General features: G+C 70.5%; 24 protein-coding genes. 13 read left to right on the forward strand and 11 right to left on the reverse strand.

Going from position 1 to position 24,401, the window contains the following annotated elements:
• Positions 1 to 3: 3 nt before the first annotated feature.
• On the reverse strand, positions 4 to 1,158 hold the full coding sequence (locus AB0I81_RS26645; protein WP_360661556.1) for an acyl-CoA dehydrogenase family protein: 1,155 nt from the start codon (positions 1,156 to 1,158) through the stop codon (positions 4 to 6).
• 108 nt (positions 1,159 to 1,266) lie between these two features.
• Between AB0I81_RS26645 and AB0I81_RS26650 the strand changes: the two genes are divergently transcribed.
• Positions 1,267 to 1,878: a TetR/AcrR family transcriptional regulator gene (locus AB0I81_RS26650; RefSeq protein ID WP_360661559.1), complete on the forward strand. Its 612-nt coding sequence runs from the start codon at positions 1,267 to 1,269 to the stop codon at positions 1,876 to 1,878.
• Positions 1,879 to 2,000: 122 nt separating this feature from the next.
• Here the strand turns inward: AB0I81_RS26650 and AB0I81_RS26655 are convergent, their stop codons facing one another.
• Positions 2,001 to 2,819 (reverse strand): MaoC/PaaZ C-terminal domain-containing protein, encoded by an 819-nt coding sequence (locus tag AB0I81_RS26655; RefSeq protein WP_360661562.1) that lies wholly within the window; start codon positions 2,817 to 2,819, stop codon positions 2,001 to 2,003.
• Positions 2,820 to 2,821: 2 nt separating this feature from the next.
• The gene (locus AB0I81_RS26660; protein ID WP_360661565.1) at positions 2,822 to 3,724 is read right to left on the reverse strand and encodes an SDR family oxidoreductase; all 903 of its coding nucleotides are present in this window, start codon (positions 3,722 to 3,724) and stop codon (positions 2,822 to 2,824) included.
• A 74-nt stretch (positions 3,725 to 3,798) separates the two neighbouring features.
• On the opposite strand from AB0I81_RS26660, the gene AB0I81_RS26665 reads away from it, so the two are divergent.
• Genes AB0I81_RS26665 through AB0I81_RS26675 form a run of 3 tightly spaced genes read left to right on the forward strand, consistent with a single transcriptional unit; the run spans position 3,799 to position 6,853 of the window.
• The gene (locus tag AB0I81_RS26665) at positions 3,799 to 5,235 is read left to right on the forward strand and encodes an MFS transporter (protein WP_360661568.1); all 1,437 of its coding nucleotides are present in this window, start codon (positions 3,799 to 3,801) and stop codon (positions 5,233 to 5,235) included.
• Positions 5,236 to 5,258: 23 nt separating this feature from the next.
• The gene (locus AB0I81_RS26670) at positions 5,259 to 5,681 is read left to right on the forward strand and encodes a thioesterase family protein (protein WP_360661570.1); all 423 of its coding nucleotides are present in this window, start codon (positions 5,259 to 5,261) and stop codon (positions 5,679 to 5,681) included.
• The gene (locus tag AB0I81_RS26675; protein ID WP_360661573.1) at positions 5,678 to 6,853 is read left to right on the forward strand and encodes an MFS transporter; all 1,176 of its coding nucleotides are present in this window, start codon (positions 5,678 to 5,680) and stop codon (positions 6,851 to 6,853) included. The genes AB0I81_RS26670 and AB0I81_RS26675 overlap by 4 nt, the downstream gene beginning before the upstream one ends.
• On the opposite strand, the gene AB0I81_RS26680 is transcribed toward AB0I81_RS26675, so the two are convergent.
• From AB0I81_RS26680 to AB0I81_RS26695, 4 genes are all read right to left on the reverse strand, one after another.
• Positions 6,816 to 8,357, reverse strand: a complete 1,542-nt coding sequence (locus AB0I81_RS26680) for a glycoside hydrolase family 13 protein (protein ID WP_360661576.1) — start codon at positions 8,355 to 8,357, stop codon at positions 6,816 to 6,818. The genes AB0I81_RS26675 and AB0I81_RS26680 overlap by 38 nt on opposite strands.
• Before the next feature lie 69 nt (positions 8,358 to 8,426).
• Positions 8,427 to 8,807 (reverse strand): globin, encoded by a 381-nt coding sequence (locus AB0I81_RS26685; protein ID WP_360661578.1) that lies wholly within the window; start codon positions 8,805 to 8,807, stop codon positions 8,427 to 8,429.
• Between the two features lie 10 nt (positions 8,808 to 8,817).
• Complete coding sequence (locus tag AB0I81_RS26690; protein ID WP_360661581.1) at positions 8,818 to 9,681, reverse strand: mechanosensitive ion channel family protein; 864 nt, start codon at positions 9,679 to 9,681, stop codon at positions 8,818 to 8,820.
• Positions 9,682 to 10,327: 646 nt separating this feature from the next.
• Positions 10,328 to 10,612 (reverse strand): hypothetical protein, encoded by a 285-nt coding sequence (locus AB0I81_RS26695; RefSeq protein WP_360661584.1) that lies wholly within the window; start codon positions 10,610 to 10,612, stop codon positions 10,328 to 10,330.
• Positions 10,613 to 10,886: 274 nt separating this feature from the next.
• On the opposite strand from AB0I81_RS26695, the gene AB0I81_RS26700 reads away from it, so the two are divergent.
• The 7 genes from AB0I81_RS26700 to AB0I81_RS26730 all read left to right on the forward strand — a co-directional run bounded on the left by AB0I81_RS26700 (position 10,887) and on the right by AB0I81_RS26730 (position 19,146).
• Positions 10,887 to 12,446, forward strand: a complete 1,560-nt coding sequence (locus tag AB0I81_RS26700; protein WP_360661587.1) for an XRE family transcriptional regulator — start codon at positions 10,887 to 10,889, stop codon at positions 12,444 to 12,446.
• A complete protein-coding gene (locus AB0I81_RS26705; RefSeq protein ID WP_360661590.1) occupies positions 12,443 to 12,931 on the forward strand; it encodes a GNAT family N-acetyltransferase in 489 nt (162 codons plus the stop codon). The genes AB0I81_RS26700 and AB0I81_RS26705 overlap by 4 nt, the downstream gene beginning before the upstream one ends.
• A gap of 335 nt (positions 12,932 to 13,266) precedes the next feature.
• Positions 13,267 to 14,571, forward strand: a complete 1,305-nt coding sequence (locus tag AB0I81_RS26710; protein ID WP_360661593.1) for a DMT family transporter — start codon at positions 13,267 to 13,269, stop codon at positions 14,569 to 14,571.
• A gap of 200 nt (positions 14,572 to 14,771) precedes the next feature.
• The gene (locus tag AB0I81_RS26715) at positions 14,772 to 16,481 is read left to right on the forward strand and encodes a tetratricopeptide repeat protein (RefSeq protein WP_360661596.1); all 1,710 of its coding nucleotides are present in this window, start codon (positions 14,772 to 14,774) and stop codon (positions 16,479 to 16,481) included.
• 15 nt (positions 16,482 to 16,496) lie between these two features.
• Positions 16,497 to 16,949 carry a hypothetical protein gene (locus tag AB0I81_RS26720; RefSeq protein WP_360661599.1) on the forward strand — a complete coding sequence of 151 codons (453 nt, stop codon included), beginning with the start codon at positions 16,497 to 16,499 and terminating at the stop codon, positions 16,947 to 16,949.
• A 67-nt stretch (positions 16,950 to 17,016) separates the two neighbouring features.
• Positions 17,017 to 18,162, forward strand: a complete 1,146-nt coding sequence (locus tag AB0I81_RS26725) for a pyridoxal phosphate-dependent aminotransferase (protein ID WP_360661602.1) — start codon at positions 17,017 to 17,019, stop codon at positions 18,160 to 18,162.
• A 210-nt stretch (positions 18,163 to 18,372) separates the two neighbouring features.
• Positions 18,373 to 19,146, forward strand: a complete 774-nt coding sequence (locus AB0I81_RS26730; protein WP_360661605.1) for a hypothetical protein — start codon at positions 18,373 to 18,375, stop codon at positions 19,144 to 19,146.
• Positions 19,147 to 19,204: 58 nt separating this feature from the next.
• On the opposite strand, the gene AB0I81_RS26735 is transcribed toward AB0I81_RS26730, so the two are convergent.
• Positions 19,205 to 19,648 carry an NUDIX domain-containing protein gene (locus AB0I81_RS26735; protein ID WP_360661608.1) on the reverse strand — a complete coding sequence of 148 codons (444 nt, stop codon included), beginning with the start codon at positions 19,646 to 19,648 and terminating at the stop codon, positions 19,205 to 19,207.
• A 10-nt stretch (positions 19,649 to 19,658) separates the two neighbouring features.
• On the reverse strand, positions 19,659 to 20,609 hold the full coding sequence (locus AB0I81_RS26740; RefSeq protein ID WP_360661800.1) for a DUF523 and DUF1722 domain-containing protein: 951 nt from the start codon (positions 20,607 to 20,609) through the stop codon (positions 19,659 to 19,661).
• A gap of 98 nt (positions 20,610 to 20,707) precedes the next feature.
• Here AB0I81_RS26740 and AB0I81_RS26745 point away from each other — a divergent pair, with 98 nt between their 5' ends.
• Positions 20,708 to 21,661: an SDR family NAD(P)-dependent oxidoreductase gene (locus AB0I81_RS26745; protein WP_360661611.1), complete on the forward strand. Its 954-nt coding sequence runs from the start codon at positions 20,708 to 20,710 to the stop codon at positions 21,659 to 21,661.
• 13 nt (positions 21,662 to 21,674) lie between these two features.
• Here AB0I81_RS26745 and AB0I81_RS26750 read toward each other — a convergent pair whose 3' ends face one another.
• Entirely contained in the window at positions 21,675 to 22,307 is a 633-nt protein-coding gene (locus tag AB0I81_RS26750) for a DUF47 family protein (protein ID WP_360661614.1), read from the reverse strand.
• Positions 22,308 to 22,338: 31 nt separating this feature from the next.
• Positions 22,339 to 23,328 (reverse strand): inorganic phosphate transporter, encoded by a 990-nt coding sequence (locus tag AB0I81_RS26755; RefSeq protein ID WP_360661617.1) that lies wholly within the window; start codon positions 23,326 to 23,328, stop codon positions 22,339 to 22,341.
• 216 nt (positions 23,329 to 23,544) lie between these two features.
• On the opposite strand from AB0I81_RS26755, the gene purU reads away from it, so the two are divergent.
• Positions 23,545 to 24,399, forward strand: coding sequence for a formyltetrahydrofolate deformylase (gene purU, locus AB0I81_RS26760; protein WP_360661620.1), 855 nt, complete (start codon positions 23,545 to 23,547; stop codon positions 24,397 to 24,399).
• The last annotated feature ends 2 nt before the right edge of the window (positions 24,400 to 24,401 follow it).

Raw genomic sequence — 24,401 nt, forward strand, 5'->3', positions numbered from 1 at the left:
CCCTCATTCCCCGATGAGACCGAGCTTGGCGTGGCCCTTGATGAGGTTGCGGGCGATCGTGCGCCGCTGGATCTCGTCGGTGCCCTCGAAGATGCGCAGCAGCCGCAACTCCCGATACCACCGCTCGATCGGCAACTCCTTGGTGTACCCCATGCCCCCGTGGATCTGCAGCACCCGGTCCACGACCTGGTTGGCCATGACGGCCCCGTTGAGCTTGGCGATCGAGGAGGCGTGCCGCGCGTCCACGCCCTGGCCGACCCGCCACGCCGCGTACAGCGTCAGCCACTTGGCCGCCTCGATCTCCACCTGGGAGTCGGCGATCATCCACTGGATGGCCTGGTACTCGGAGATCGTCTGCCCGAAGGACTTGCGGATCTTGGCGTAGTCGATGGCCATCTGCAACATGCGCTCGGCCGAGCCGATGGCGCGGGCGGGGATCATGTAACGGCCCTGGCCGATCCACTGCATGGCCAGCTCGAAGCCCTTGCCCAGCTCGCCGAGGATGTTCTCCTCCGGCACCCGTACGTCCTGGAACACCAGCGAGGCCGGCCCCCACTGGCCCATGGTGGGGATCGGCTCGGACTTCCAGCCCATCTCCCTGTCCACCAGGAAGCAGGTGACGCCGTGCTCCTCGGCCAGGGCGAACACCATGACGAAGTCCGCCTCGTTGCCGCCCGTGATGAACGTCTTCTCCCCGTTGATCACCCACTCGGAGCCGTCGCGGGTGGCGCGGGTGCGGATGTTGCGGGCGTCGGAGCCGGCGCCGGGCTCGGTGATCGCGAAGCAGGAGCGGCGCTCGCCCTCGATGGTGGGGATCAGGTAACGCTGCTTCTGCTCCTCGTTGCCGGCGTAGAGGATGTTGTCGGCGCTGCCGCCGAACGAGAACGGCACGAACGTCCGGCCGATCTCCATGGCGATGATCGCGGACATGATGGGGCCGAGTGCCGCGCCGCCGTACTCCTCGGGGGTGTTGATGCCCCAGAAACCGGACTTCCTGGCCTTGGCGCGCAGGTCGCGCAGGACGTCGGGGGCCAGCGCCGGACGGCCCTCGCGCTCGTTGCGCAGCACCTCGGGCTCCAGCGGTACGACCTCCTTGTCGATGAAGGCGCGGACGGTGTCGCGGATCTGTCGTTCCTCGGGGGTGAGCGAGAAGTCCACAGCCGCCTCCTGGAAATTTCTAGAATCGTTCTCTAGGAAGAGATTCTAACCGTTGTGACCCCATGTCAAGAATCTGATTCTAGAATTCGCAACGATAGGATACGAGGCATGGCACGCAAGTCCTCGTGGGAGTGGAGCCGTACGGCCCAGACCCGCAAAAGCATGCTGCAGGCGGCTCGCGAGGTCTTCGGCGAGCACGGCTTCGCCGAAGCCAGCGTCTCCGAGGTCGTCCGGCGCGCCGGCTCCAGCGTCGGCAGCCTCTACCACCACTTCGGCGGCAAGACCGAGCTCTTCCTGGCCCTGTACGAGGACCACCAGGTCGCCCATGAGCAGGCCGCGGCCTCCAGCGTGGCCAAGGCCAAGAAGCAGGGCGTGGCCGACCCGGTGGAGCTGCTGATCGCGGGGGCGCGGGCGTACCTGGCGGGCGCGTGGGAGCGGCGCGACCTGGTCAGGCTGTTCATCGACGGCGACGGGCCGCCCGGCTTCGAGCTGATCCGCCGCACGCGCGGCCGGGAGTGGGTACGCCAGAACGCGGTGCTGCTCGGGGCCGGGGGAGACCCGCTCGACCGCTTCACCGTGGCCGTGCTGACCAGCATCATCGGTGAGGCCGCCCGCGAGGTCGCCACCTCCGACAGCGAGCAGGAGGCCCAGGAGGTCATCGAGGCGGCGGTGACCCTGATCCACCGCCTCGACCCCCTGCGCTCGCTCGGTGAGCCCTAGACCACTGTCGCGTGATCCACCGCCTCGACCCCGACGCCTTGGGCCACTGTCGTGTGATCCACCGCCTCGACCCCTACGCCTTGGGCCACTGTCGTGTGATCCACCGCCTCGACCCCCAAGCCTCAGGTCACTGTCGCGCGGCCCCTGTCGAGGACCACGGTGCCGTCGTCCTTGGCGGTCCTGAACAGCACCTCCGTCCCGTCCACCCAGATCGACACCGTCAGGGACTCCCCGGGCAGCACCGGGCTGGAGAACCGCCCCGACATCGCCTTGAACCGCGCCGGATCCGACCCCGCCACCGCGTGCAGCAGCGCCCGCCCGGTCAGCCCGTACGTGCACAGCCCGTGCAGGATCGGCCGGTCGAAGCCGGCCCTGGCGGCGAAGGCAGGATCGCTGTGCAGGGGGTTGTAGTCCCCGGACAGCCGGTAGATCAGCGCCTGCTCCGGATAGGTGGAGTAGGTCACCTTGTGGTCGGGCGCCCGGTCGGGCAGGGTCCAGGAGTCCTTCGGCCCGCGCTCGCCGCCGAACCCGCCCTCGCCCCGGATGAACACCGAACTCCGCGAGGCGATCACCAGCTTCCCCGAGGCCAGGTCCACGGCCCGCGACTCGGAGGTGACCAGCGCGCCGGAGCCCTTGTCGTAGATGCCGGTCACGCGGGACGTGGTCCGCACGCCGCCCGCCGCCGGCAGCTCGCGGTGCAGCTCGAAGCCCTGCTCGGCGTGGACCAGCATGGCCCGGTCGAAGTCGCCGAGCCGCCGCCCCGGCGCCTGCGCGGCCAGGACGGCGAACGTCGGCAGCACCCGCTGGTCCTTCTCCGTGGTGAACTCGAGCTCGGCGGTGCCCGCCCCGACGCCGAGCGCGTACAACATGGTGTCCTTTGAGGTCCACGTGCGCTCGTGCGCCGGTCCCTCGACGCCCACTATCGAGTGGTCGAGTGGCATCGTCAGTCCTCCTCCCGCCCGGGGATGCGGCCGTTGGTCAGCGCGTTGGGCGCGGCCTTGTCGACGAGGGCGGGGATGACCGAGCCCAGCTCGGCCGGGTCCCACCGGGCGCCCTTGTCCACGCCGGGGCCCGCGTGCCAGCCCTCGGCGACGCTGATCCGGCCGCCCCGCACGTTGAACACCCGCCCGGTGATCGAGCGGGCCTCGGCGCTGGACAGCCACACGACCAGCGGCGCGATGTCGTCGGGGTCGGCGCCTGTCGCGCCGGCGGGCATGAGGTTCTCGGTCATGCGGGTCAGCGCGGCGGGGGCGACCGCGTTCACGGTCACGCCGTAGCGCTCCAGCTCCCTGGCCGCGATGACCGTCAGGCCCGCGATGCCCGCTTTCGCGGCGCCGTAGTTGCCCTGCCCCGGGTTACCGTAGATGCCGGAGGATGAGGTCGTGTTGATGATCCGGGCATCCACGGCGTCGCCGGCCTTGGCCTTGGAGCGCCAGTAGGCGGCGGCGTGTCGCAGCGGCGCGAACGTGCCACGCAGGTGCACCCTGATCACGGCGTCCCACTCGTCGGCGGTCATGTTGACGAGCATCCGGTCGCGCAGGATGCCGGCGTTGTTGACCAGCACGTCCAGGTCGCCGAAGTGGTCGATGGCGGCGCGGATCAGCCGCTCGGCGCCGTCGAAGTCGGAGATGTCCTCGCCGTTGACGACGGCCTGGCCGCCCATGGCCTCGATCTCCGCCACCACCTCGGCCGCGGCGCCGGAGGAGCCCGTGCCGTCCACCTCCGCCCCCAGGTCGTTGACCACCACCTTCGCGCCCTGTCTGGCGAATTCCAGGGCGTGCCCGCGCCCGATGCCCCTGGCCGCCCCGGTGACGATCACCACACGGCCTTCGACGATCCCACTCATCCGACACCTCGATCCTTGACCGGCTGACGATGTGAATTGGATTCTAGTATTAAAATCTAGAAAGGACAGGGCCCTTGGCGGCGACCACGACCACCACCCCGATCGGCTACGCCTGGCGGACGTTGTCCGTCGTGAGCCTGGCCAGCATGCTGACCGGGCTCGGCGGCAGCGCGATCAACGTCGCGCTGCCGGAGATCGCCAGGCACACCGGCGCCGGCGCGACGGCGGCGGGCTGGATCCTCCTGGGATACCAGTTGACCACGACCGTCCTCATGGTGGTGTTCGGGCGGCTGGCGGATTTGTTCGGCAGGCGCAGGATGTACCTGTTAGGGCTGGGCACGTACACGCTGGCCGCCTTTCTCGCGGGCCTGGCCCCGAACGCGTGGGTGATCGTGGCCATGCGGGTGTTGCAGGCCGCCGGGGCCGCGATGTTGCTCACCAACAGCGCCGCCCTGGTCAGCGACGCCTTCCCGCGCGAGCGGCTGGGGGAGGGCATGGGCGTGTACGTGGCCTCGTTCTCGATCGCCGGGCTGATCGGGCCGACGCTGGGCGGCCTGCTGGTCGGCAGCCTCGGCTGGCAGTGGGTGTTCTGGTTCAACGTGCCGCTCGGCCTGCTCTGCCTGTTGTGGGGGGCGATCGTGCTGCGCAGGCCCGAGAGCGGGAGCCGGGACGGCGGGCTCGACGGCACGGGGAACGTTCTGGTCCTGGCCACGCTGGGCGGGCTGCTGCTGGCGTTGTCGGAGGTCACCAGGCTCGGCTGGGACCATCCCGTGGTGCTCGGCGGGCTGGCGGCCTTCGCCGTGGGGCTGCCGCTGTTCCTGCTCAGGGAGACCCGTGCGGCGCATCCGGTGGTGGACCTGGGCCTGTTCCGCGAGCGCGGCTTCGCCTACGGCACGCTGGCTTCCTTCCTCAACGCCGTGGCCCGCATGGGCATGGTGTTCCTGGTCGCGCTCTACTTCCAGGCCGTGCGCGGCGACGATCCCGTGGAGGCGGGCGTCAAGGTGCTGCCGCTGGCCATCTCCGCGCTGATCGCCTCGGTGACCTCGGGCTTCCTGCAACGCCTGATGAGCGCGCGCACGCTGGCCGCAGCCGGGGCCGCCATGACCACCTGCGGGCTGGTGGTCATGTGCGCCGTGATGTCGGCGACGATGCCGTACGCGGCCGTGGCGGCCGGGCTGGTGCTCATCGGCCTCGGCTCGGGCGTGTTCCTGCCCGCCAACAACACCGCCATCCTGGACGGCCTGCCCTCGGGCAGGCTCGGCATCGTCAACGCCATGCGCCTCATGCTGCAGAACACCGGCAACGTCGTGGGCACCGCGATGGTCCTGTCGATCATCACCGCGCCGCTGCCCGCCGTGCTGCACCAGCAGGTCTTCGCCGGCACACTGGCGCAGCTCTCGGGCGTCGCGGTCGAGCAGCTCGTGACCGGCTACCGCTGGGCGCTGGGCTCCATGGCCGCCATCTCGGTGCTGACCGTGCTGGCGTGCCTGGCCCGCCGCAAAGCCACCTGACAGGTACGGGTAGCGTTGCGGACGTGGTTGAACGCATCCCGCCCGAACGGCATATCTATCTCCGCACGGTGAGATTCGGCGATGTCGACTCCCAAGGGCACGTGAACAACGTACGTTTCCTCGACTACCTTGAGGACGCCCGTTTCGGCATGTTCCACATCGATCCGTACAACGCGGGCGACGAGCCGTTCAAGGGGCTGGTCGTGACCCGCCACGAGATCGACTACCGCCGCCCGCTGGGCTTCCGCGCCGAGCCCGTCCGCGTGGAGACGTGGGTGACGCAGGTCAGGGCGGTGCGCTTCACCCTGCAGTACGAGATCCGCGACGACGAGGGCCTCTACGTCACCGCGTCGTCCGTGCTGGCGGCCTACGACGTCGAGCGGGCCGGCCCGCGCAGGCTCACCGAGAGCGAACTGGCCTACCTGAAACGCTACGCCGCGGAATGAGTCGCGGTAACAAGCGCTGGCTGATGCTGGCGCTGGGGGTGAACGCGCACGCCTGCGTCACCCTGGGGCTGTTCGGCCTGCCCCTCGTCATGCCCGAAATTTTGCGACATTTCAACGTTCCGTTGCCCGTGGGCGGTCTCATAGCGAACGCCCCGGCCATCGGCATCCTGGTCACCCTCGTCGCCTGGGGCGCGCTGGCGGACCGGCACGGCGAACGGCTCATCCTGGGCCTCGGCGTCGGTATGGCGGCCGTGTTGTTCGGCGCCACCGCCTTCGTCGAGCAGACGTGGGCGGTCGTCGCGCTGCTGGCGCTGGCGGGCGCGGCGGGCTCGGCCGCGATGGTCGGCGGCGGGCGCATCGTGCTGCGCTGGTTCCGGCCGCCGGAGCGCGGCATCGCCATGGGCCTGCGCCAGGTCTCCTTCACCCTCGGCATGGCCGTGGCCGCCTTCGCGCTGCCGCCCATGGCTCGGGCGTACGGGCTGCCGGGCGTCTTCCTGCTCTGCTCGGGCGTGAGCCTGCTGGCCGCCGTGCTGGCCGCGCTCTTCCTGCGGGAGCCGCCGCAGGCGATCTCCGGGGGCCGGGCGGAGCGGGCGCGCTCGCCGTACCGGCAGCCCGCGCTCTGGCGGGTGCACGCCACCAGCGCCCTGCACGTGGTGCCGCAGGTCGTGGTCAGCACGTACGGCGTGGACTGCCTGGTCAGCTCCTACGGCTGGGACCCCGTGGCGGCCGGGCGGCTGTTCGGGGTGGCGGCGATCGGCGGGGCCGTGGTGCGCATCGCGGCCGGGCGCTGGTCCGACCGCACGGGCCTGCGCATGCGGCCCCTCCTCCTGCTCACCCTCTGGAACATCGTCGTGCTGGCCGTGCTGGTCGCCGGCACGTTCACCGGGGCAGGATTCGGGGCCGCGGCGCTCGCGGTGGCCTCGGTGATGACCGTGGCGGGCAACGGCCTGGCCTACCTGGCGGCCGGCGAGCTGGCCGGGCCCGGCTGGGCCGGGAAGGTGCTCGGCACCCACAACACCGTGCAGAACACCGTCTCCCTGGCCGCCACGCCGCTCGCGGGAGTCCTGATCGCGGGCACCGGCTACTGGGCCGGCATCGCCGCCGGGCTGGCCTGCGCCGTGCTCTCGCTGCCGGTCATCCCTTCTCGGGGGGAGCGGTCGAGGAGGCCGTGAGCCAGACCGCCGTGTCGGGCGGCAGCAGCCCGCGCTTGAGCGGCCCGCTGGACAGGAGCACCTCCTCGTGCCTTGGCAGGCGTACCGAGCGGGTGCCGCAGTTGATCGCGCAGATCAGGCTCCCGCGGGTGAAGAAAAGTGCTCCCGAGGGTGACTTGAGCCACTCCAGGGTGTAAGGAATCTTCCCGGCCAGCTCGCGGCGGCAGGCCAGGGCGCGGCGGTAGAACTCCAGCGTCGAGTCCGCGTCCCCCTCCTGCTTCTCCACGCTCAGCTCCGCGAACGTGTCCGGCTGCGGCAACCACGGCTCGGTTCCGCCCGGCGAGAACCCGTGCGAGGGCGGGTCCACCGTCCAGGGGATGGGCACCCGGCACCCGTCGCGCCCCGGCAGCTTGCCCTTGGACTGGAAGAAGACCGGGTCCTGCCTGGCCTCGTCCGGCAGGTCGGTCACCTCGGGCAGGCCCAGTTCCTCACCCTGGTAGAGGTAGGCCGAGCCGGGCAGGGCCAGCATCGCCAGCAGCGCCGCCCTGGCCCGCGCCAGGCCCGTGCCGGGGTCGGCCGTCTCGTAGCGGGTGCGGTGGCGTACGACATCGTGGTTGGACAATACCCAAGTCGCGAACGGCACCGCGGACACGGTGTCGTCGATCACCTTCCTGAACGCGGTCGCCGACCACGGCGCCTGCAACCAGGCGAAGTTGAAGCTCTGGTGCAGCTCGTCGGGGCGCAGGTAGAGGGCCAGGTCCTCGGCGCTGTCGGTCCACACCTCGCCCACGGCCATGCGCTCGCCCGGATAGCCGTCCAGCACCCGGCGCCAGTCCCGGTAGACGTCGTGCACCTCCGGCTGCCCCCACACCGGTGAGACCGACTTGAACGACTGGTCGCCCACGTCGGGCAGCCCCTCCGCCTTGTACAACCCCATCGCCACGTCGATGCGGAACCCGTCCACCCCGCGGTCCAGCCAGAACCGCAGCACGTCGAGGAACTCCGCGTGCACCTCGGGGTTGCGCCAGTTGAAGTCGGGCTGGCCAGGCGCGAACAGGTGCAGGTAGTACTGGCCGTCGGCGGCCCGCGTCCAGGCCGGGCCGCCGAAGGTGGACTGCCAGTTGTTGACCGTGTTGCGGAAGATGTACCGATCGCGTCCCTCGCCCCGCAGCGCCGCCTTGAACCAGGCGTGCTCCGAAGAGCTGTGGTTGGGCACGATGTCCACGATCACCCGCAGCCCATGCTCATGCGCGTCGGCGACCAGCGCCTCGAAGTCGCCGAGCCCGCCGAACAGCGGATCGACGTCACGGTAGTCGGCGACGTCGTAGCCGCCGTCGGCCATGGGGGAGCGGTAGAACGGCGTCAGCCAGATCGCGTCCACGCCCAGCCGCCGCAGGTACGGCAGGCGTTCGCGCACCCCGGCCAGGTCGCCGACGCCGTCACCTGAGGCGTCGGCGAAGCTGCGGACGTAGATTTCGTAGACGACTGCATCACGCCACCAGGGGATGTCCATGTGGCGTGTCATGCCCGCTATGCCGGCGACTTCACCAGCCCGCGGGCCGCGACGTCGGGAGGTCCGCCAGGCCGGGGGGTGTTACGTGGGCGAGTTCACCAGGCTGTGGGCCGCGTAGACCAGATAGTCCCAGAGCTGGGTCTCCTGCTCCTGCGTCAGGCCGAGCGTGTCGACCGCGTCGCGCATGTGCCGCAGCCAGGCGTCGCGCTCGGCCTCGCCGATGACGAACGGCACGTGCCGCATGCGCAGCCTGGGGTGGCCGCGCTGCTCGCTGTAGGTCTTGGGGCCGCCCCAGTACTGGACCAGGAAGCCCCGCAGCCGCTCCTCGGCACCCGTCAGGTCGGACTCCGGGTAGAGCGGCCGCAGGAGCGGGTCCTCCGCGACCCCCTCATAGAAGCGGTGTACGAGGCGCCGGAAGGTCTCCTCGCCCCCGACGGCGTCGTAGAAGGAGGTCTCTGTCACGTTTCCCAGCTTAGGCGGTGGCGACCATCGGAATGCCCGCGGTGTCGAGTGCCGTCTTGACCCGCAGCCGCAACTCCCTCGACACCTCGGCCTGCGCGGCGGGCACCGTCTTGGCGGAGATGCGGAACACCAGCGAACTGTCGGACAACTGCTCCACGCCGAACACCTGCGGCTGCTCCACGATCTTGGCCTCGCGCAGCTCGGTGTCGGCCCAGATCTCCTCGGCCACCTGCTCCAGCAGCACCCGCACGCTCACCACGTCGGCGTCGTAGGCCACCGGCACGTCCATGAAGGCGCGCGACCAGCCCTGCGACTCGTTGCCGACCCGGGTGATGGTGCCGTTGCGCACATACCAGACGCGGCCGTCGAGGTCGCGCAGCCGGGTGACGCGCAGGGTGACCGCCTCGACGGTGCCGATCACGCCGCCCACGTCGATCACGTCGCCCACGCCGTACTGGTCCTCCAGCAGCATGAACATGCCGGCGATGAAGTCCTTCACCAGTTCCTGGGCGCCGAAGCCGATGGCCACGCCGAGGATGCCGACGCTGGTCAGCAGCGGGGCGATGGGAATGGTCAGCCGGTCGAGCACGGTCAGCACCGCGGTGCCCAGGATGACGATCGAGGCGACGTGCTTGAGCACCGACCCCATCGTCTCGGCCCGTTGCTTGCGCCGTTCGTGCAGGAGCGCGTCGATGCCGTCGGTCGCCGCGCCCTTGCGGAATCGGCTGGCGATGGAACCGGTCGTGGCCGCGCGGGTGACCACCCTCGCGATCACCTTGTGCGCGATCCTGCGGATCACGAAGGCGAGCACGAGGATCAGGACGATGGTGATCGCGCTGGACAGCAGCAGCGCCCAGGGCTCGTTGCCAAACACCTTGACCAGAGTAGAGCAAATGACCGTGTCACCCTCACATAGGGCTGACATTTGCGTGGCCACCTGATTAAGGTTGGGCATTTCCGGCCCGGGCGCGGACGGTGGTCCCGCTGTCACCAGCAGTAACACTAGGTGGATCCCCCTCCAGAAGCGGTTCGGTCGGCTTTTTGGACCGTTTCGATCCAAAAATACCGCCGACCGAACCGCCCGCCGTCACATCACGCCGGGGAAGACGGGGTCGCCCGCTCTCTGGGCCGCGGAGGGAGAGAGCGGACGCTCCGATGACGGACGGCTCGGACCAGGACACACACCCGGAAGCATGTCCTGTGCCGGTTCCGGGAGGGATCCCCCCGAACACCCGCCCGGCGGACCGGGCGGGCGGCTTGACGGGTGCGGCGCACGTTCAGAGCGCGCGGCACCGGGTGGACGGGGCCGGGTGGACGGGGCCGGGTGGACGGAGCCGGTTTGGGCTCGCGGCACCGGGTGGACCGGGTGGTCCGGGGCGCGGTTGAGCCGGAACCGGCGGAGTGACCAGGGCTCCGCCCAGCGGGATGCCCTCCGCACCGGTCACTCCGCCGGCTCCCATGAGCCGCCGCGGGATGTGGTGAGCCGTGGTGGCTGCGCTCCACCCGGATCACCACGATCGTCACTCCCCCACGGCGGCGAGCACGCGGGCGACCTTGGTCGCCGCACCGGCCGGATCGTCGGCCGTGTGCATCCGTTCGCCCCAGGACCAGCAGTACCACCAGTCGGGCATGTCAGAGACGGCTGCCGACCGGCAGGTGACGTTCTCGGACAGGCTGGTCGCCTTCGGGTTGATGACCCGTACGAACCGGCGCCCGTTCTGTGTCTGGACCACTCGTGCGAGCAACCCGCGCTCGGCGAGCTCGGCCACGAGGCGCTCCAGGTGCTCGAAGTTGTCGTCCCCCACCGTTCGTTCCTCCCTCAGGAATGCTTCTGGTGGGCCAAACATGGCCCATGTCAACAGTTGGCGCAACGGAGGGGTCCGCTCACGGGGAGTCGCTTCTCACTCATGGGATGTAAGAAACGCACCCGGGGAGGACGATCCTTAACCGTAGGCTGGTTGCGCGCGTTTCAAATCTCTTCGGTATTGCTTCATAGTCATGGGTAGGCGCACAGCGACTTGAAGGCTACGCTGAGTCACCAGTTGCGGACCCGTCGAGACATGCGTGAGAGGGGCCGGGATGTCCGGCAGACAGCACAGGGAGACGGAGATCGCCCGGCGGATCAGGGCCAGAGGCCTTGCCGCCGGGCGCACGTCGGCTCAGATAGCTGATGAGATTCACGAGGCGTGCACCGTCCAGTTCAGCACCTCCCGGATCAAGGCACACCGCCTGGCCCACGGGATCGCGCTTGCCGACGTCATCGAGCAGGTGAGAGCCCTGTTCGAACGAGACTCCAAGGCGATGCCCGGCATCGGGGAGACCCTGCTGTCGGCGTACGAGAGCGGGCTCAAGCGCCCCGGCCCCGAATACCTGCACTACCTGTGCACGGTCTACCGGGTCGAGCCGGGCGCGCTGGGCTACGACGCGCCGTGCATCTGTGGCCACGGCCACCGGATGCCGGGGGTGGTGAACGGCGATGGCAAGGATCGGGCGCTGAACGCGGTGCCGGAGCGCGAGTTGGTTCTCACACCGATGGAGCCAGAGGTCGATGCGGAGGAAGACGAGAACATCCTGCGCCGCACCCTATTAAGGCTGCTCAATCCCGACACGAACCTGGCCGAGCAGCTCGACGGGCCGGTGCTGGGAGCGTGCGAGGGCATCAGGCGCAGGATGGACGAGATGCTGGTCTCGGCCACCGTGTCCGCCGCGATGCTCGACCAGTGGGAGGAGGCGACGGTCAGCTTCGGCCGCCAGTACACCACCACGGCCCCGCTGCGGCTGCTGTGCGACGTGCTGCTCGAACTGAGCGCGGTACGCACGGCGATGTCCCGGCGTCAGCCCATCGACCTTCAGGAACGACTGTGCAGGATCGCCGCGCAGCTCTCCGGCCTCAGCGGCATGATCCTGATCAACCTGGGCGACCACCGCCTGGCCCGCTCGTTCTTCCGCACCGGGCGCACGGCGGCCGACGAGACCGGCGACCGCGCTCTGCGCGCGTGGATCACGGCCCGCGAGTCCCTCGTCCCCCTCTACTTCGGCGACGCCCGCGAGGCGCTCACCCTGGCCAAGAAGAGCCGCGACATGGCCGGGGCCACCCCGTGCCCGGCGCAGGCCATGGCTCCGGTCGTCGAGGCCAGGGCGCTGGCCATGATGTCGGGCGGCGAGAGCAAGAAGGAGATCGTCGACCAGGCCAAGCGCGCCCTGGCGCGGGCCAGGAACGCCTTCTCCCACATGCGGCCAGAGGACAAGGAAGACCTTGCCTTCGGCTATACCGAGAAGCAGCTCTACTTCTACCAGGGTGACGTGCTCACCAAGCTCGGCGAGACCATCGAGGCCGAGGTGATCCTGGATCGGGCCCTGCTCAAGTACGAGGACCACATCCTCGACCAGACGCTGATCAGGTTCGACCAGGCCCAGTGCAAGCTGATCGACGGCGACGTCAAGGAGGCGCTGAGCATCGGCACGAAGGCACTGGAACTGGTCGGCGACGAATATCTCACCGACCTGATCGTGCGGCCCGCGGTCCAACTGGAAAAGAACATCATGGCGGTGGACGCCAACCACCCGCTGCTGCCCGCCTACCAGGCCGCGCTGCACCGGCGGCGCAAACAGTCCCTACTGAAAGGGGGCGATGGATGAAGCTGACGATCAGGCGTTACCGCTGGTCGGATCTCGACACCATCCTCGCGCTCCATCGGATCTGCCTCGCGAAGGTGGGCCTGGTCCCGGGAGACGGCGTCTACTACGACGACGACTTCCCGCGGATCCAGGACATCTACCTGGCCTGCGGAGGCGATTTCCTGGTCGGGGAGGTGGACTCGCGGGTCGTGTCGATGGGCGGGCTCAAGCCCATCGACACGAACACCGCCGAGATCTGCCGGTTGAGGGTCCATCCCGAGTTCCAGCGCCGCGGTCTGGGCGCGGCCATGCTCATCGCGCTGGAGCAGCGCGCGGTGGAACTCGGGTTTCTCGGTGTCAGGGGTGACACCACGCTCAACCAGGAGGCCGCGCTGGCGCTGTACGAGCGCCAGGGCTGGCGCGAGCTCTCCAGAGAGCAGGTAGGCGGCCTGACGGTCGTCCACGGTGAGAAACGCCTGCTCCCGCCGGCCGTCCTGGAGCTCTAGGGCTGTCGGCCACAGCACACCTGCCACGGCCCCACACCAACCCCTCCTGGGGCCGCCAGCCCCGTACTTCCCCGGTGTCCTGTCCCGGGGCCTGCACGGCGTGAGGTTCCCGCCGTCCTCCGGCCGTCACCTGTGGTGACGCTTCCCTGGCTGCCATATCCGGCATCATTCGCCGAATTCGCATGCACGATATGTTGGACTCGGGCGCATATCGGGGTGCGCGGATAAGGATGCACGAACCAGCGGGTGAGCCTCTTACCACTCGGGTGTAGACAAGCATCACCGGTGGCGCCCTGTACACCAAAGGCTGCGAATAGTAGTGCCATGCTTTTCTCATGGCAGATGTGCTCGCTCCCCGCCCCCACGCCCATCGCGGAGCCGTGCTTCTGTTGTTCGTCAGCGCCGCATGGGGGTCGGCGTTCCCACTGATGAAAGATCTCATCCATCGGTTACCTGTCGAGGACCTGCTCGCCGAGCGTTACCTGCTCGCCGCGGTGACGCTGATCCTGATCAAGCCGCGCTGCCTGCTGGGACTGCCCAGGGACACGTGGATCAACGGAATCTACCTCGGGCTCATGTTCGGCGTCGGGCAGGCCGGGCAGGCATTGGCGCTCAACCACCTGCCCTCGGCGGTCTCGGGATTCGCCGTCGGCTGCAGCGTGATGATCACGCCCATCCTGTCACTGCTGCTGTTCAAGGATCCGGTGCGGCGGCGGGTCTGGATCGCGGTCGGGCTCTCGCTGGCCGGCATGACCGTGTTCACGCTGCTGCGCGGGGTGGAGGAGCACCAGATCTCGGTGCTCGCGCTCGTCGTCACCCTGGTCGCCGCCGCGCTCTACTCCGGCCACACGCTGCTGCTGAACCACCTGTCCAAGCGCCCGGCGGGTTTTCCCGTGTACCAGCTCACCGTGATCCAGCTCTTCACCATCGGGGTGCTCACCGGCGGCGTGGCCGTGCGCGACGGGATCACCCTGCCCTCCACCCCGCCCGACTGGCTGATCCTGCTCCACCTGTCCGTGATCGCGTGCGCGCTGGGCTTCTTGGCGCGGTCCGAGGCCCAGAAGCACCTGTCCGCCGTGCCGAGCCAGATCTTCATGTCCTCGCAGCCCGTCTGGGTGACCGCGATCGCGGTGGTCTGGTTCCACGAGCCGCTGGGCGGGAGCATGATCGTGGGCGGCCTGCTGATGGCGGGCGCGACCCTGCTCGCGCTGCCCGACAGGGCCCGGTTGCCGGGAAAAGAACGCAGCCGCCGCGATCTGCTCTACCTGGCCGGCCGGGCGGCGCTGGCACTGGCCAACCGGAGGATCAAACGTGAGGATCCGCTGGGGCTCGTGGGCGGCTCGGCGCCCTATCTGGCCAAGAGCGCCTGTACGAACGTCACGGCCTGCCCCTGGCACACCCGCTCGCTGAAGGGCGGGGAGGAGCCCAGCCTGGAACGCCTGCTGTCGCGTGCCACCCGCATTGTCCGGGAGCAGAGCCGAGCAGAGCTGGGCCGGACGGGGCTGGATCTAACAGGGCTAGGCCGGAGTGGGCACGGCCGTTGCCAGTCGGTCACCCTGCACGGTCGATGTCTGTGCGACTTGATGGGCAAATCCGACGGGCCTCATACTACACGATTCCAGCGCTGGTTTCGGTCCTAATGGGTTAGACCTCCCATTCAAAAGGCAAGTGCTTTTTATCCGGTTGCTTCCCACTTATTTGGGTTAAACCTTGATATTCGGTGGAGTGACCCAATAATGGGTGTTCAACCCCAAGTGGAGAGGCATGTCATGAAGCGCATCGTCGTCCGCAAGCCTGGAACCGCAAGGCTGGCCGGGACCTCCAGCGTCATTCACAAGGGGTGACTGAGGAGAGGTCCCACCTCAGGGTCAAGGGCGAACCACCCGCCCGATGGGGGGCCGCGCGGCTACTGACGCCGCTGATCGACGCGCACCGTCGGCCGCGCGGCCCCTACACCATGGCCTCCGCCCTGCTCAGCCACCTGGTGCCCGCGACCCTGCGGCGCTCCCCTGAGCTGGTGGCGGCCCACGACATCGAGATCCTGGCGGCCGCGCCCGAGCTGGCGGGCGTCGTGCGGGCCGGGCGGGGCACCATCGACGCGGAGCTGCCGGACGAGGAGCGCATCCTCGTGCCCGCGCCCCGCCGTACACTGCGGCTGGCCAACGGGATCGCGGAGTTCGTACGAGCCGCAGTACGCCCGGGACGGGCCCTGGCCGTGTGCAACGGCGATGCGGCCGACCCCACCGATGCCGAACTCCTCGAAGTCCTGATGCGGCGGATCTCGCCCACCACACTGACGATCATGGTCTACTCCGGCGGCCCAAACCCGCCACCCGACACCCGCGACGCCGACGAGCTGTGGACGATCGTCGACCGATGCATGCGTGAGGGCTTCCTGCACGGCGCGGTGGAACTGGGGGAGAGGGGCCTGGCCGCCACGGAGCCGGGCAGCGCGCTCTGGTGGCGCTTCGCCCAGCGCACCGCGACCGCGCTCGGCGGGCTCGGGCGCGTGGAGGAGGCCCGTGCGGTCTGGGACCGGGTGCGCCTGGCCAGCCAGGACCCGGCGATGCACGCCGCCGCCGCGTACGGCACGGCGATGCTCGACGCCCGCCACCCCGACCCGGCCCGCCGCGACCTCGGCAGGGCCAGGGCCTGGGTCAACGAGGCGATCGCCATCTCCACCATCCTGCCCGACCCCCGGGAACGGGCCTTCAAGCTGGGCTTCGACCGCAACGGCCTGGCGCTGATCGAGCTGCGGCACGGCCGGCTCGACGCCGCGCTGTCGCTGGTGGAGTCGGCCATCGAGTTGGCGGGTGAGCTGGGGGAGCGGCACCGGCCGCACCGGATGGTGTTGCTGGCCAACCGGGCACAGCTCCTGGCCGGGCTCGGGCGTACCAAGGAGGCGCTGGACGAGTACGGGGCGGCGATCGCGCTCGACCCCGGCTTCCCCGACACCTACCTCGATCGCGGCAACCTGCTGTTCAAGCTGGGCAGGCACGACGAGGCGCTGGCCGACTTCGAGCAGGCCATGCGGGCGGGGCCGCCGCTGCCCGAGGCGTACTACAACCGGGCGGAGGTGCGTACCGTGCGGGGGGACGTCGAGGGGGCGCTGGCCGATCTGGGGCTGGTGGTCGAGCTGGATCCCGGTTACCTGGACGCCTACATCAACCGCGCCGGGCTGCTGGCCGGCTGCGACATGGACGAGGAGGCCAGGCTCGACGTCGAGACGGGGCTCAGGCTGGCTCCCGGCAATCCGTACCTGCTCACGGTGCTGGGCCAGCTGGAGACGGCGGCGGGCCGGCACGCGGAGGCCGAGGCGGCCCTGGACCAGGCCCTGGAGGCCGCGCCGGGGCTCGTGGCGGCCTGGGGGAGCCGGGGGGCGCTGCGTTACGCCACCGGCGACCTGGAAGGCGCGGTCGCGGACCTGACGCGGGCCATCGAGCTGCGGCCCCAGGCCGACCTGTACGCCAACAGGGCCGTCGCCCTTCGCGCCCTGGGCCGTCAGGCCGAGGCCGAGGCGGACGACCACCGGGCGGCGCGTCTCTCCTGATGGGAGCATGGGGGCATGAGGGGGCGAATAGGGCGTGCGGCCGTGGTGTGTGCCGCTCTGGGGGTGTTGTGGTGGGCCACCGTGCGGCTCGCGTGGGCGGGCGTCGGCTGCGAGGACTGGAGCTGCCTGCCCCCGGCCGTCGGCGTCGTCGTGGTGATCAGCCTGGTCGCGCTCGCCGGGTCCGCGTTCGCGCTGGAGCGGGTGGGGGTGCGGCCGGGGCGGCGGGTGGCGCTGGCGGCGGCGGGGATGCTGGTGGTGTTCAGGCTCGCCAGTGAGTCGCTGCCCTCGTGGACGTCGTCGTTCGCGCACGCGGTCACGGCCGGGGCGGCGTTCGGGGTCGCGGGGGTGCTGGCCGCGTTCGTGACGGAGGCCCGGGTGGCGCGGCGCTGGAAGATCGCGACGGGGGCCGGGGTGCTCGCGCTGCTGCCCGTCGCGCTGGTGGCGTCCTTGGTGCGGTACGGCCTCTGATCCCTTGACAGTGGGACGTTCGCGGCGGACTGTTCCATATACGGAACCTGTCACCGGAGGTGCTGTCATGCGGGCCAACTCCCGATTCGAGCACGTGCAGCCGATCGGCCTCGACGTGGTCGCCGCGGCCGCCGGAAACGACCCCGACGTGCTGCGCCTGGAGAACCTCGACACCGACGTCCCGCCCCCGCCCGCGGCCGTGGAGGCGACCACGCGATCGCTGGCGGAGTGCTCGGGCAACAGCTGGCTGCCCCTCACCGGCCTGCCCGAGTTGTGCCAGGCCGTGGCGGCCGACCTGCGGGTCCGTACGGGCCTCGACTACGACCCCGTGCGCCAGATCGCCATCACCTCGGGCGGAATGTCGGCGTTCATGCCCGTGCTGATGAGCACCACGGAACCCGGCGACCCGGTGGTGCTCACCGACCCCACCTACGCGGGCCTGCTCCAGCGCGTACGGCTGTCCGGCGCGCGCCCGCACCTGGTGCCGCTGCGCGTGATCGACGGCCACTGGCGGCTGGACCGGGAGGCGCTGGCCGAGGTGCGCTCGGCCGCGGCGCTGCTGCTGATGAGCCCGTCGATGCCGTCGGGAGTGGTCTTCGACCGGGCGGACTGGGCCGTGATCGCGCAGGTCTGCGAGCGCACCGGCGCGTACCTGATCTACGACGCGGCCATGGAGCGCATCGTCTTCGACGGCCATCCGCGCATCAACCCGTGCCGGGTGGACGGCCTGGCTGAGCGCACGATCATCGTCGGCTCGGTGTCCAAGGAGTACCGCATGATCGGCTGGCGGATCGGCTGGGTCGCGGGCCCGCCGGACATCATGTCCCGCGTCATGCTCGCGACCATCTACAACACGACGGTGTCCGGCGGCTTCGCCCAGCTCGGTGCCGCCGCCGCGCTCAGGGAGCCGTCGGGCGTGGCGGAGGCGGTGGCCGAGTACCAGGCCCGGCACGACACGGTGGTCGCGCAGCTCGACGGGCTGCCGGTGGTGCGGGCGGGCGGCGGCTGGTCGTGCCTGGTGGACGCCGAGGCCCTGGGCCTGACGGCCACCGAGCTGTCCGACCGGCTCCTGGAACGCGGCCGGGTCGCCGCCACGCCCATGACGGCCTGGGGCGTGTCGGTGGCGCCCCGCTACGTGCGCCTCGTCTTCAGCAACGAACCCGTCAAGCGCCTGGGCGAACTGCGCTCCCGCTTCGAGGCCGCCCTGCCCTGAACCGCCCTGACCTGAACCGCCCTGCCCTGAACCGCCCTGACCTGAACCGCCCTGACCTGAACCGCCCTGACCTGAACCGCCCTGACCTGAACCGCCCTGACCTGAACCGCCCTGACCTGAACCGCCCTGACCTCAATCGCACGGGCCTGAACCGTACGGGCGTGGGCGAAGGGCGCTGCGGAGGCGCCCGGTAGGTCTACGGTGGACTGCGTGGGCTTCAACGAGCTGATCAGCGATCTCGATCACAGTGCCAGCGTCCAGGCGGCGGGCATCAGGCGCGGTTACGGCGGGCCACCCGCCCGCAGCGTGAACGTCGGCGCGGGCCTGGCCCGCCTGCGCTGCGCCTCCCTGCTCAAGCCCCTGTACGCCTGGGTGAGCGCGGCCCGCATCCCCGACGCCGGACGCTGGCGAAGCCACGCCGAGCCCGCCGTCGTCGTCTCCTCCAACGCCGACACGCTCAACCTGTGGCTGGCCATCGGCCCTCACGTCATCCTCGACGACCTGCGCGAACGTACGGGCGTGGCCTGGACGCCGCCCAACGGCGACCCCTCCAGGTTCGGCTCCGTCGAGGTCTCGGCCGGCGAGGTGGCCCTGGCCTACGCGGTGCTCGCCCAGTCGGCCGCCGCCGGGGACCCGGTGGCCACGACCGTGCTCGACTGGATGGGGCAGGTGGCCGACTCGCAGGCGTTCGGCGCCCGCGAGGCACTGGGCTGGCCCGGGGCGGCGGTCAAGTGCGGCTGGTACGGCGCCCCCGACGAGACCTGCCTGCGCACGCACGCCGTGGCCGTCAAGCCGGGCGGCGGCACCAAGGTCAGCGTCGTCGTCGCGATGACCGCGCTGCCCTACACCGACGCGCAGGAGCGGGAGGTCTATCGCGAGCGGGTGGGCGAGGGCCTGCCGGTGGAGCCGGAGCACGAGAAGGTGTCCGGCACACTGCTACGCGGCCTGATGTCGGTCACACACGCCGAACTGGGCCGCCCCTAAAGCCCTGAACCCGCGCCCCTGCGGGCCCGTGCAGCGGGCCCGTGCAGCGCGGCCGAGCTCATCCGGGATCCCGCGTGAGCTCCTCGATGACCTTGGCCAGTTCGGGAGGTTCGACGCCCGTGGGCAACTCCCGCACCCACACGTGGCCACGGAAGGCATCCCGCTCCTCCTCGGTCAGCGCCCCTGGGACCACCTCAGGCCGGGCCTGCGCGAACCTGGCCAGGTAGAACGGCTCCCGCTTGACGAACCGCACCCCCAGCCACCAGAAGTCCCGATCCACCTCGACGAAGCGGTCCAGCACCGCCGACCCCGGCAGCCCGGTCTCCTCCGCCAGCTCCCGCCTGGCCGCCGCCAGCAGGCTCTCGCCGGGCTCGGTCCTGCCGCCGGGCGGTTCCCAGACGTCCGCCCGGGCGATCCGGTCGTACCAGTGCATCAGCAACACCCGGCCGTCACGATCCAGGCAGACGACGCGCGCGGCGGGGTGATCGTTTATGTCGCTCACCCGGCAGACGCTACCGGGGGATGTGGTTGCGCAGGCGAAGGTCGTCCGGGTAGGGGCAGAAGTACGTCTGGTCGCGTACGTACACCGCCTCCTGCCCCCGCGCGTGATGGCGCAGCAGCGTCGTGGGCACGCTCAGCGGCACCAGGCCCGCCCGGTAGGAGTCGATCACCTCCACCGCGTCGGCCCGCCTGACCGGGTCCAGCGCGAGCATGCCCAGGCAGTGCTGCAGCACGTTGACGTTCTTGCCGGTGCCGGCCTTGGTGGCGAGCGTGCGCTGGAAGACCTCGGCGTAGCCGGCGGCGACCTCCTCGCGCGGCCGGGCGCCGGCCGTGGCCACCACCCGGCCCGCCTCCCGGTAGAGCGACGGATCGTGGGCCAGCAACTGCATCTTGTGCCGGGCGTGGAAGGCGACCAGGTCGCGCGGGCGCCAGTCGCCTTCGAGCAGCGCACGCAGCCTGGCGTGCGCGAACACCCGCTCCACGAAGCCCTCCCGCAGCAGCGGGTCGTGCAGCCGGCCCTCGTCCTCCACCGGCAGCAGCGGATGCCGGTCCATGACGATCCCGGCGAACAGGCCCCGGTTGCGCCGATCGAGCGGCTCGCCGCCGGGCCGGTAGAGGGGCACGCCGTGGATGCCGCAGGTGGGGCTCTTGGCCTTGAAGACGAATCCGTCGACGTCCAGCTCCGCGGCGCTCCGCGTGGCCACCGCCATGACGGGGGCGGTCACGTCGGCGCGCGTGGTCCTGGTCACCAGGCGCGGGCCGTCCTCGCCGCGCTCCTGGCGCATGGTCTCGCGCGGGCTGCCCAGGCCCGCCTCCATCTCGGGACAGACGGGGACCCAGTCGACGTACGGCGACAACTCGTCGGTCAGGAAGCGGTCGCGGCTGTGCCCGCCGTTGTACCTGACGGGCTCGCCGAGCAGGCAGGTGGAGACGGCCACCCGCGGGCGCTCGGCATCGGTGATCACACTTCACATTGGAGCCCGGGGGAGGTGTGGCGGGCAACCAAGCAGGGGAAGATCCATGTTGACCTGGAGTGCGCTCCAATTCGTAGGTTGGAGCCATGACCACGCCACAACGCAAGATCGGATCGGGCTTCGGCGCCCGGAGCACCGCGGACGACGTGCTCGCCGGGATCGATCTGTCAGGAAAACTGGCGATCGTCACCGGGGGCTACTCCGGCATCGGGCTGGCGGCCACGCGGGCGCTCAGCCGCGCGGGCGCGCACGTGGTGGTGCCCGCCCGCCGCCGCGACTCAGCCGAGGAGGCGGTCAAGGGCATCGACCGGGTCGAGGTGGACGAGCTCGACCTCGGTGACCTCGGCAGCGTACGCGGCTTCGCCGAACGTTTCCTCGCCACCGGCCGCGACGCCCACGTCGTCATCGACAGCGCGGGCATCATGGCCTGTCCGGAGACGCGCGTCGGCCCCGGCTGGGAGGCCCAGTTCGCCACCAACCACCTCGGCCACTACGCGCTGGTCAACCTCCTCTGGCCGGCCATCGCGCGTGGCCGGGGGCGGGTGGTGGCCGTCTCGTCCGCGGGACACCGCCGCTCGGGCATCCGCTGGGACGACGTGCAGTTCGAGCGCGGGTACGACAAGTGGGCGGCCTACGGGCAGTCCAAGACCGCGAACGTGCTGTTCGCGGTGCACCTCGACGCCCTGGCCAAGGAGTCGGGCGTGCGCGCGTTCAGCCTACATCCCGGCGGCATCCTCACCCCGCTGCAGCGGCACCTGCCCAGGCAGGAGATGGTCGACGCCGGCTGGATCGACGAGGAGGGCAACCCGCTGGAGCCCAGCTTCAAGACGCCCGAGCAGGGGGCGGCCACCCAGGTGTGGGCGGCCACCTCGCCGCTGCTGGAGGGCATGGGCGGGGTCTACTGCGAGGACTGCGACATAGCCGAACAGGCCGCCGGTCCCGACTCGGCGGGGGTGCAGCGCCACGCCACCGACCCGGACCAGGCCGCCCGCCTGTGGACGCTGTCGGCGGAGCTGACGGGCATCAACGCTTTCCGCTGAAGCCAGCCCGGACTCAACGTTTCATGGCGCCGTCGGCGATGGCGTCCGCCGCCTCGCCGATGGCCACGCCCACGATCTCCAGGCGGCGTACCAGCTCCCGCTCCTTCATCGCGTTCGCGGTCAGCTCGGCGGAGAAGATGCGGGAGATCTCGTACTGGTACATCCGCCGGATCGCCCCGCCCGCCTTCTTCGCCTCCAGGGCGTCGTGGGTCACCACGGACGGGCGGGTGGCCAGGTCGCGCACGGCGTTCTCCAGGGCGTCGATGCCCACGATGACCTGGTCGAGCATCGGGGTGAAGCGGATCTGGTGGGGCACCCGGTACAGGTGGGACTCGCGGACGAAGTCCCGCAGGGAGTCCAGCACGTCGTCGATCGACCGGGACAGCCGGAACAGGTCCTCCCGGTCGATGGGCGTGACGAGCGCCGTCTTGAGCTCCTCGACGAGCCGGGCACGCTCCCCGTCGCCGAGGTGCTCGATGGAACGCATCTGCTCGTGCGCCCCCGTCGTGCCGACCTCGCCGCCGATCATGGCCATGGCCAGCCACGCGCCTTCCTTCGTGGCCTGGAGCTGCCCGAGCAGCGCCTCGGTGAGCGCACTGTCCATGCGCCCGGTCATGAGGTCCCTGATCCGCCGCAGCCGCTTCACCGGCGGGCCGCCTCGGAACGTGCCATCCCCTTCACGTCAGCTCCCCCTTCACCAGCAGCGCCAGCCCCCAGCCCAGCAGGCCGCTCGCGGGCAGCGTCATCAGCCAGGCCGAAACGATCTTGCCGGTGGTGTACCAGCGAACCCGGCCCCCGCCCTGCGCCACCCCCGCGCCGATGAGCCCGCCGGCGATGGCCTGCGTCATGCTCACCGGCATGCCCACGGCCGCGCACCCGATCACCGCCGTGCCCGCGGCCAGCTCCGCCGCCACGCCGTGCGCGGGTCTGGAGGCGATGATCTCGCGGCTCAGCGTGCGGCCCGCCTTGGGCAGGCCGTACAGGGTGCCGAGCGCGAACAACACGGCCACCAGCGACGTGTACGCCACCGGCGCGCCGGTGAACCCGATCGCGATCATGAACACGGCCAGCATCTTCTGCGCGTCGTTGGCCGCGTACGCGAACGTCTGCAGCAGGAACCCCGCCCAGTGCCAGCGCCACAACCCCCGGGCCGTGGTCGTGGCCACCAGCAACCGGATCGCCACCCACCCCAGCAGCCCTCCGGCGAACGGCGCGGCCAGCCCGAAGGCCAGCACCAGGACCGTCCATCCCGGCGAGGCCGGCAGCCCGTACCCCAGCCCCGCCCCGGTGACGCCGCCCACCACGGCCAGCGTGAGGCTGGTCGGGCGGCCCTTCGCGCCGAGCGTGGCCACCACGGTCACCGCCGCGACCACGGCGACGGTCATCGCGACCTTGCCGCCGGGCTCCTCGAAGGAGGCCAGCCGGGTCACGAACGTCAGCGCCACCTGGTGCGTGCCGAGCGGCACGAGCGCCACCATCGCGACGAGCACGAGGATCCCGGTCAGCGGGCGCACCGTGGGCAGCTTGAGCCCGGTCGCGAGGAGCGCGCCACCGTCGTTGACCCCGCACACGACGGCGAACAGGCCCGCGACCACGGCCAGGACGACGGCGTCCAAGGGCATGTGCTCCATCCCGTCCCCGCCATCGGTGGCGGGACTCTGATCCACGGCTTCACCGGGAAGTTCGCGCGCGCCATCGATGGCCGCGCCGCACCGGCGATACCGAGTGACTACCCGGGATGTGCCCAATGATGGATGTGAGTCGCGTGTGATCGCTCACGTGCCCCTGTCGCCGCGGGTACTCTCGGCCCATGCCCGCAGGGCGGTAACCTGCCCAGATCAGCCGCGTGGCGCCCGAGCGCCGGAGTCCCTGAGAGTGAAGGCATGACCAGCCCCGCCGAATACATCCTGACGCTGTCCTGTCCCGACCGCCCCGGTGTGGTGGCCGCGGTCTCCGGCCTGCTCGCCGGGCACGGGTGCAACATCATCGAGAGCCAGCAGTTCGGCGACAGGGTGGCACAGCGCTTCTTCATGCGCGTGCAGTTCTCGGGAGCGCTGGGCGAGGACGAGCTGAACGCCGCCTTCGCCGCGCTCGCGCCCGAGTTCGCGATGGAGTTCAAGCTGCGCGACGTGGCCAGGAAGCCGCGCGTGCTGATCATGGTCAGCAAGTTCGACCACTGCCTGAACGACCTGCTCTACCGCGTACGCTCCAAGGCACTGGACATCGACATCGTCGCCGTCGCCTCCAACCATCCCGACCTGCGGCCGCTCACCCAGTCCAACGGCATCGACTACCACCACCTGCCGGTCACGCCGCAGACCAAGGCGAAGCAGGAGGCCGAGGTGCTGGCGCTGGTGGAGCACTACCAGGCGGACCTGGTGGTGCTGGCCCGCTACATGCAGGTGCTGTCGGAGGATCTGTGCGGGAAGCTGGCGGGCCGGTGCATCAACATCCACCACTCGTTCCTGCCGTCGTTCAAGGGCGCCAAGCCCTACCACCAGGCCCACAACCGCGGGGTCAAGCTCATCGGGGCCACGGCCCACTACGTGACCGCCAACCTGGACGAGGGGCCGATCATCGAGCAGGAGGTGGCCAGGGTCAACCACAGCCACTCTCCCGAGGACCTGGTGGCGATGGGCCGCGACGTGGAGTGCGTGGCGCTGGCCAGGGCGGTCAGGTGGCACGCCGAGCAGCGGGTGCTGCTCGACGGCCACAAGACCATCGTCTTCCCGCGCTGACG

Source organism: Nonomuraea sp. NPDC050404, assembly GCF_040655495.1.
Classification (GTDB): domain Bacteria; phylum Actinomycetota; class Actinomycetes; order Streptosporangiales; family Streptosporangiaceae; genus Nonomuraea.

What these genes read in the sequence shown, in the direction of transcription:
- AB0I81_RS26650 (WP_360661559.1), top strand. Translation starts at nt 1,267, where the DNA reads ATGGCACGCAAGTCCTCGTGGGAGTGGAGCCGTACGGCCCAGACCCGC.
- AB0I81_RS26655 (WP_360661562.1), bottom strand. Translation starts at nt 2,819, where the DNA reads ATGCCACTCGACCACTCGATAGTGGGCGTCGAGGGACCGGCGCACGAG.
- AB0I81_RS26660 (WP_360661565.1), bottom strand. Translation starts at nt 3,724, where the DNA reads ATGAGTGGGATCGTCGAAGGCCGTGTGGTGATCGTCACCGGGGCGGCC.
- AB0I81_RS26675 (WP_360661573.1), top strand. Translation starts at nt 5,678, where the DNA reads ATGAGTCGCGGTAACAAGCGCTGGCTGATGCTGGCGCTGGGGGTGAAC.
- AB0I81_RS26680 (WP_360661576.1), bottom strand. Translation starts at nt 8,357, where the DNA reads ATGACACGCCACATGGACATCCCCTGGTGGCGTGATGCAGTCGTCTAC.
- AB0I81_RS26700 (WP_360661587.1), top strand. Translation starts at nt 10,887, where the DNA reads ATGTCCGGCAGACAGCACAGGGAGACGGAGATCGCCCGGCGGATCAGG.
- AB0I81_RS26705 (WP_360661590.1), top strand. Translation starts at nt 12,443, where the DNA reads ATGAAGCTGACGATCAGGCGTTACCGCTGGTCGGATCTCGACACCATC.
- AB0I81_RS26710 (WP_360661593.1), top strand. Translation starts at nt 13,267, where the DNA reads ATGGCAGATGTGCTCGCTCCCCGCCCCCACGCCCATCGCGGAGCCGTG.
- AB0I81_RS26720 (WP_360661599.1), top strand. Translation starts at nt 16,497, where the DNA reads ATGAGGGGGCGAATAGGGCGTGCGGCCGTGGTGTGTGCCGCTCTGGGG.
- AB0I81_RS26725 (WP_360661602.1), top strand. Translation starts at nt 17,017, where the DNA reads ATGCGGGCCAACTCCCGATTCGAGCACGTGCAGCCGATCGGCCTCGAC.
- AB0I81_RS26745 (WP_360661611.1), top strand. Translation starts at nt 20,708, where the DNA reads ATGACCACGCCACAACGCAAGATCGGATCGGGCTTCGGCGCCCGGAGC.
- purU (WP_360661620.1), top strand. Translation starts at nt 23,545, where the DNA reads ATGACCAGCCCCGCCGAATACATCCTGACGCTGTCCTGTCCCGACCGC.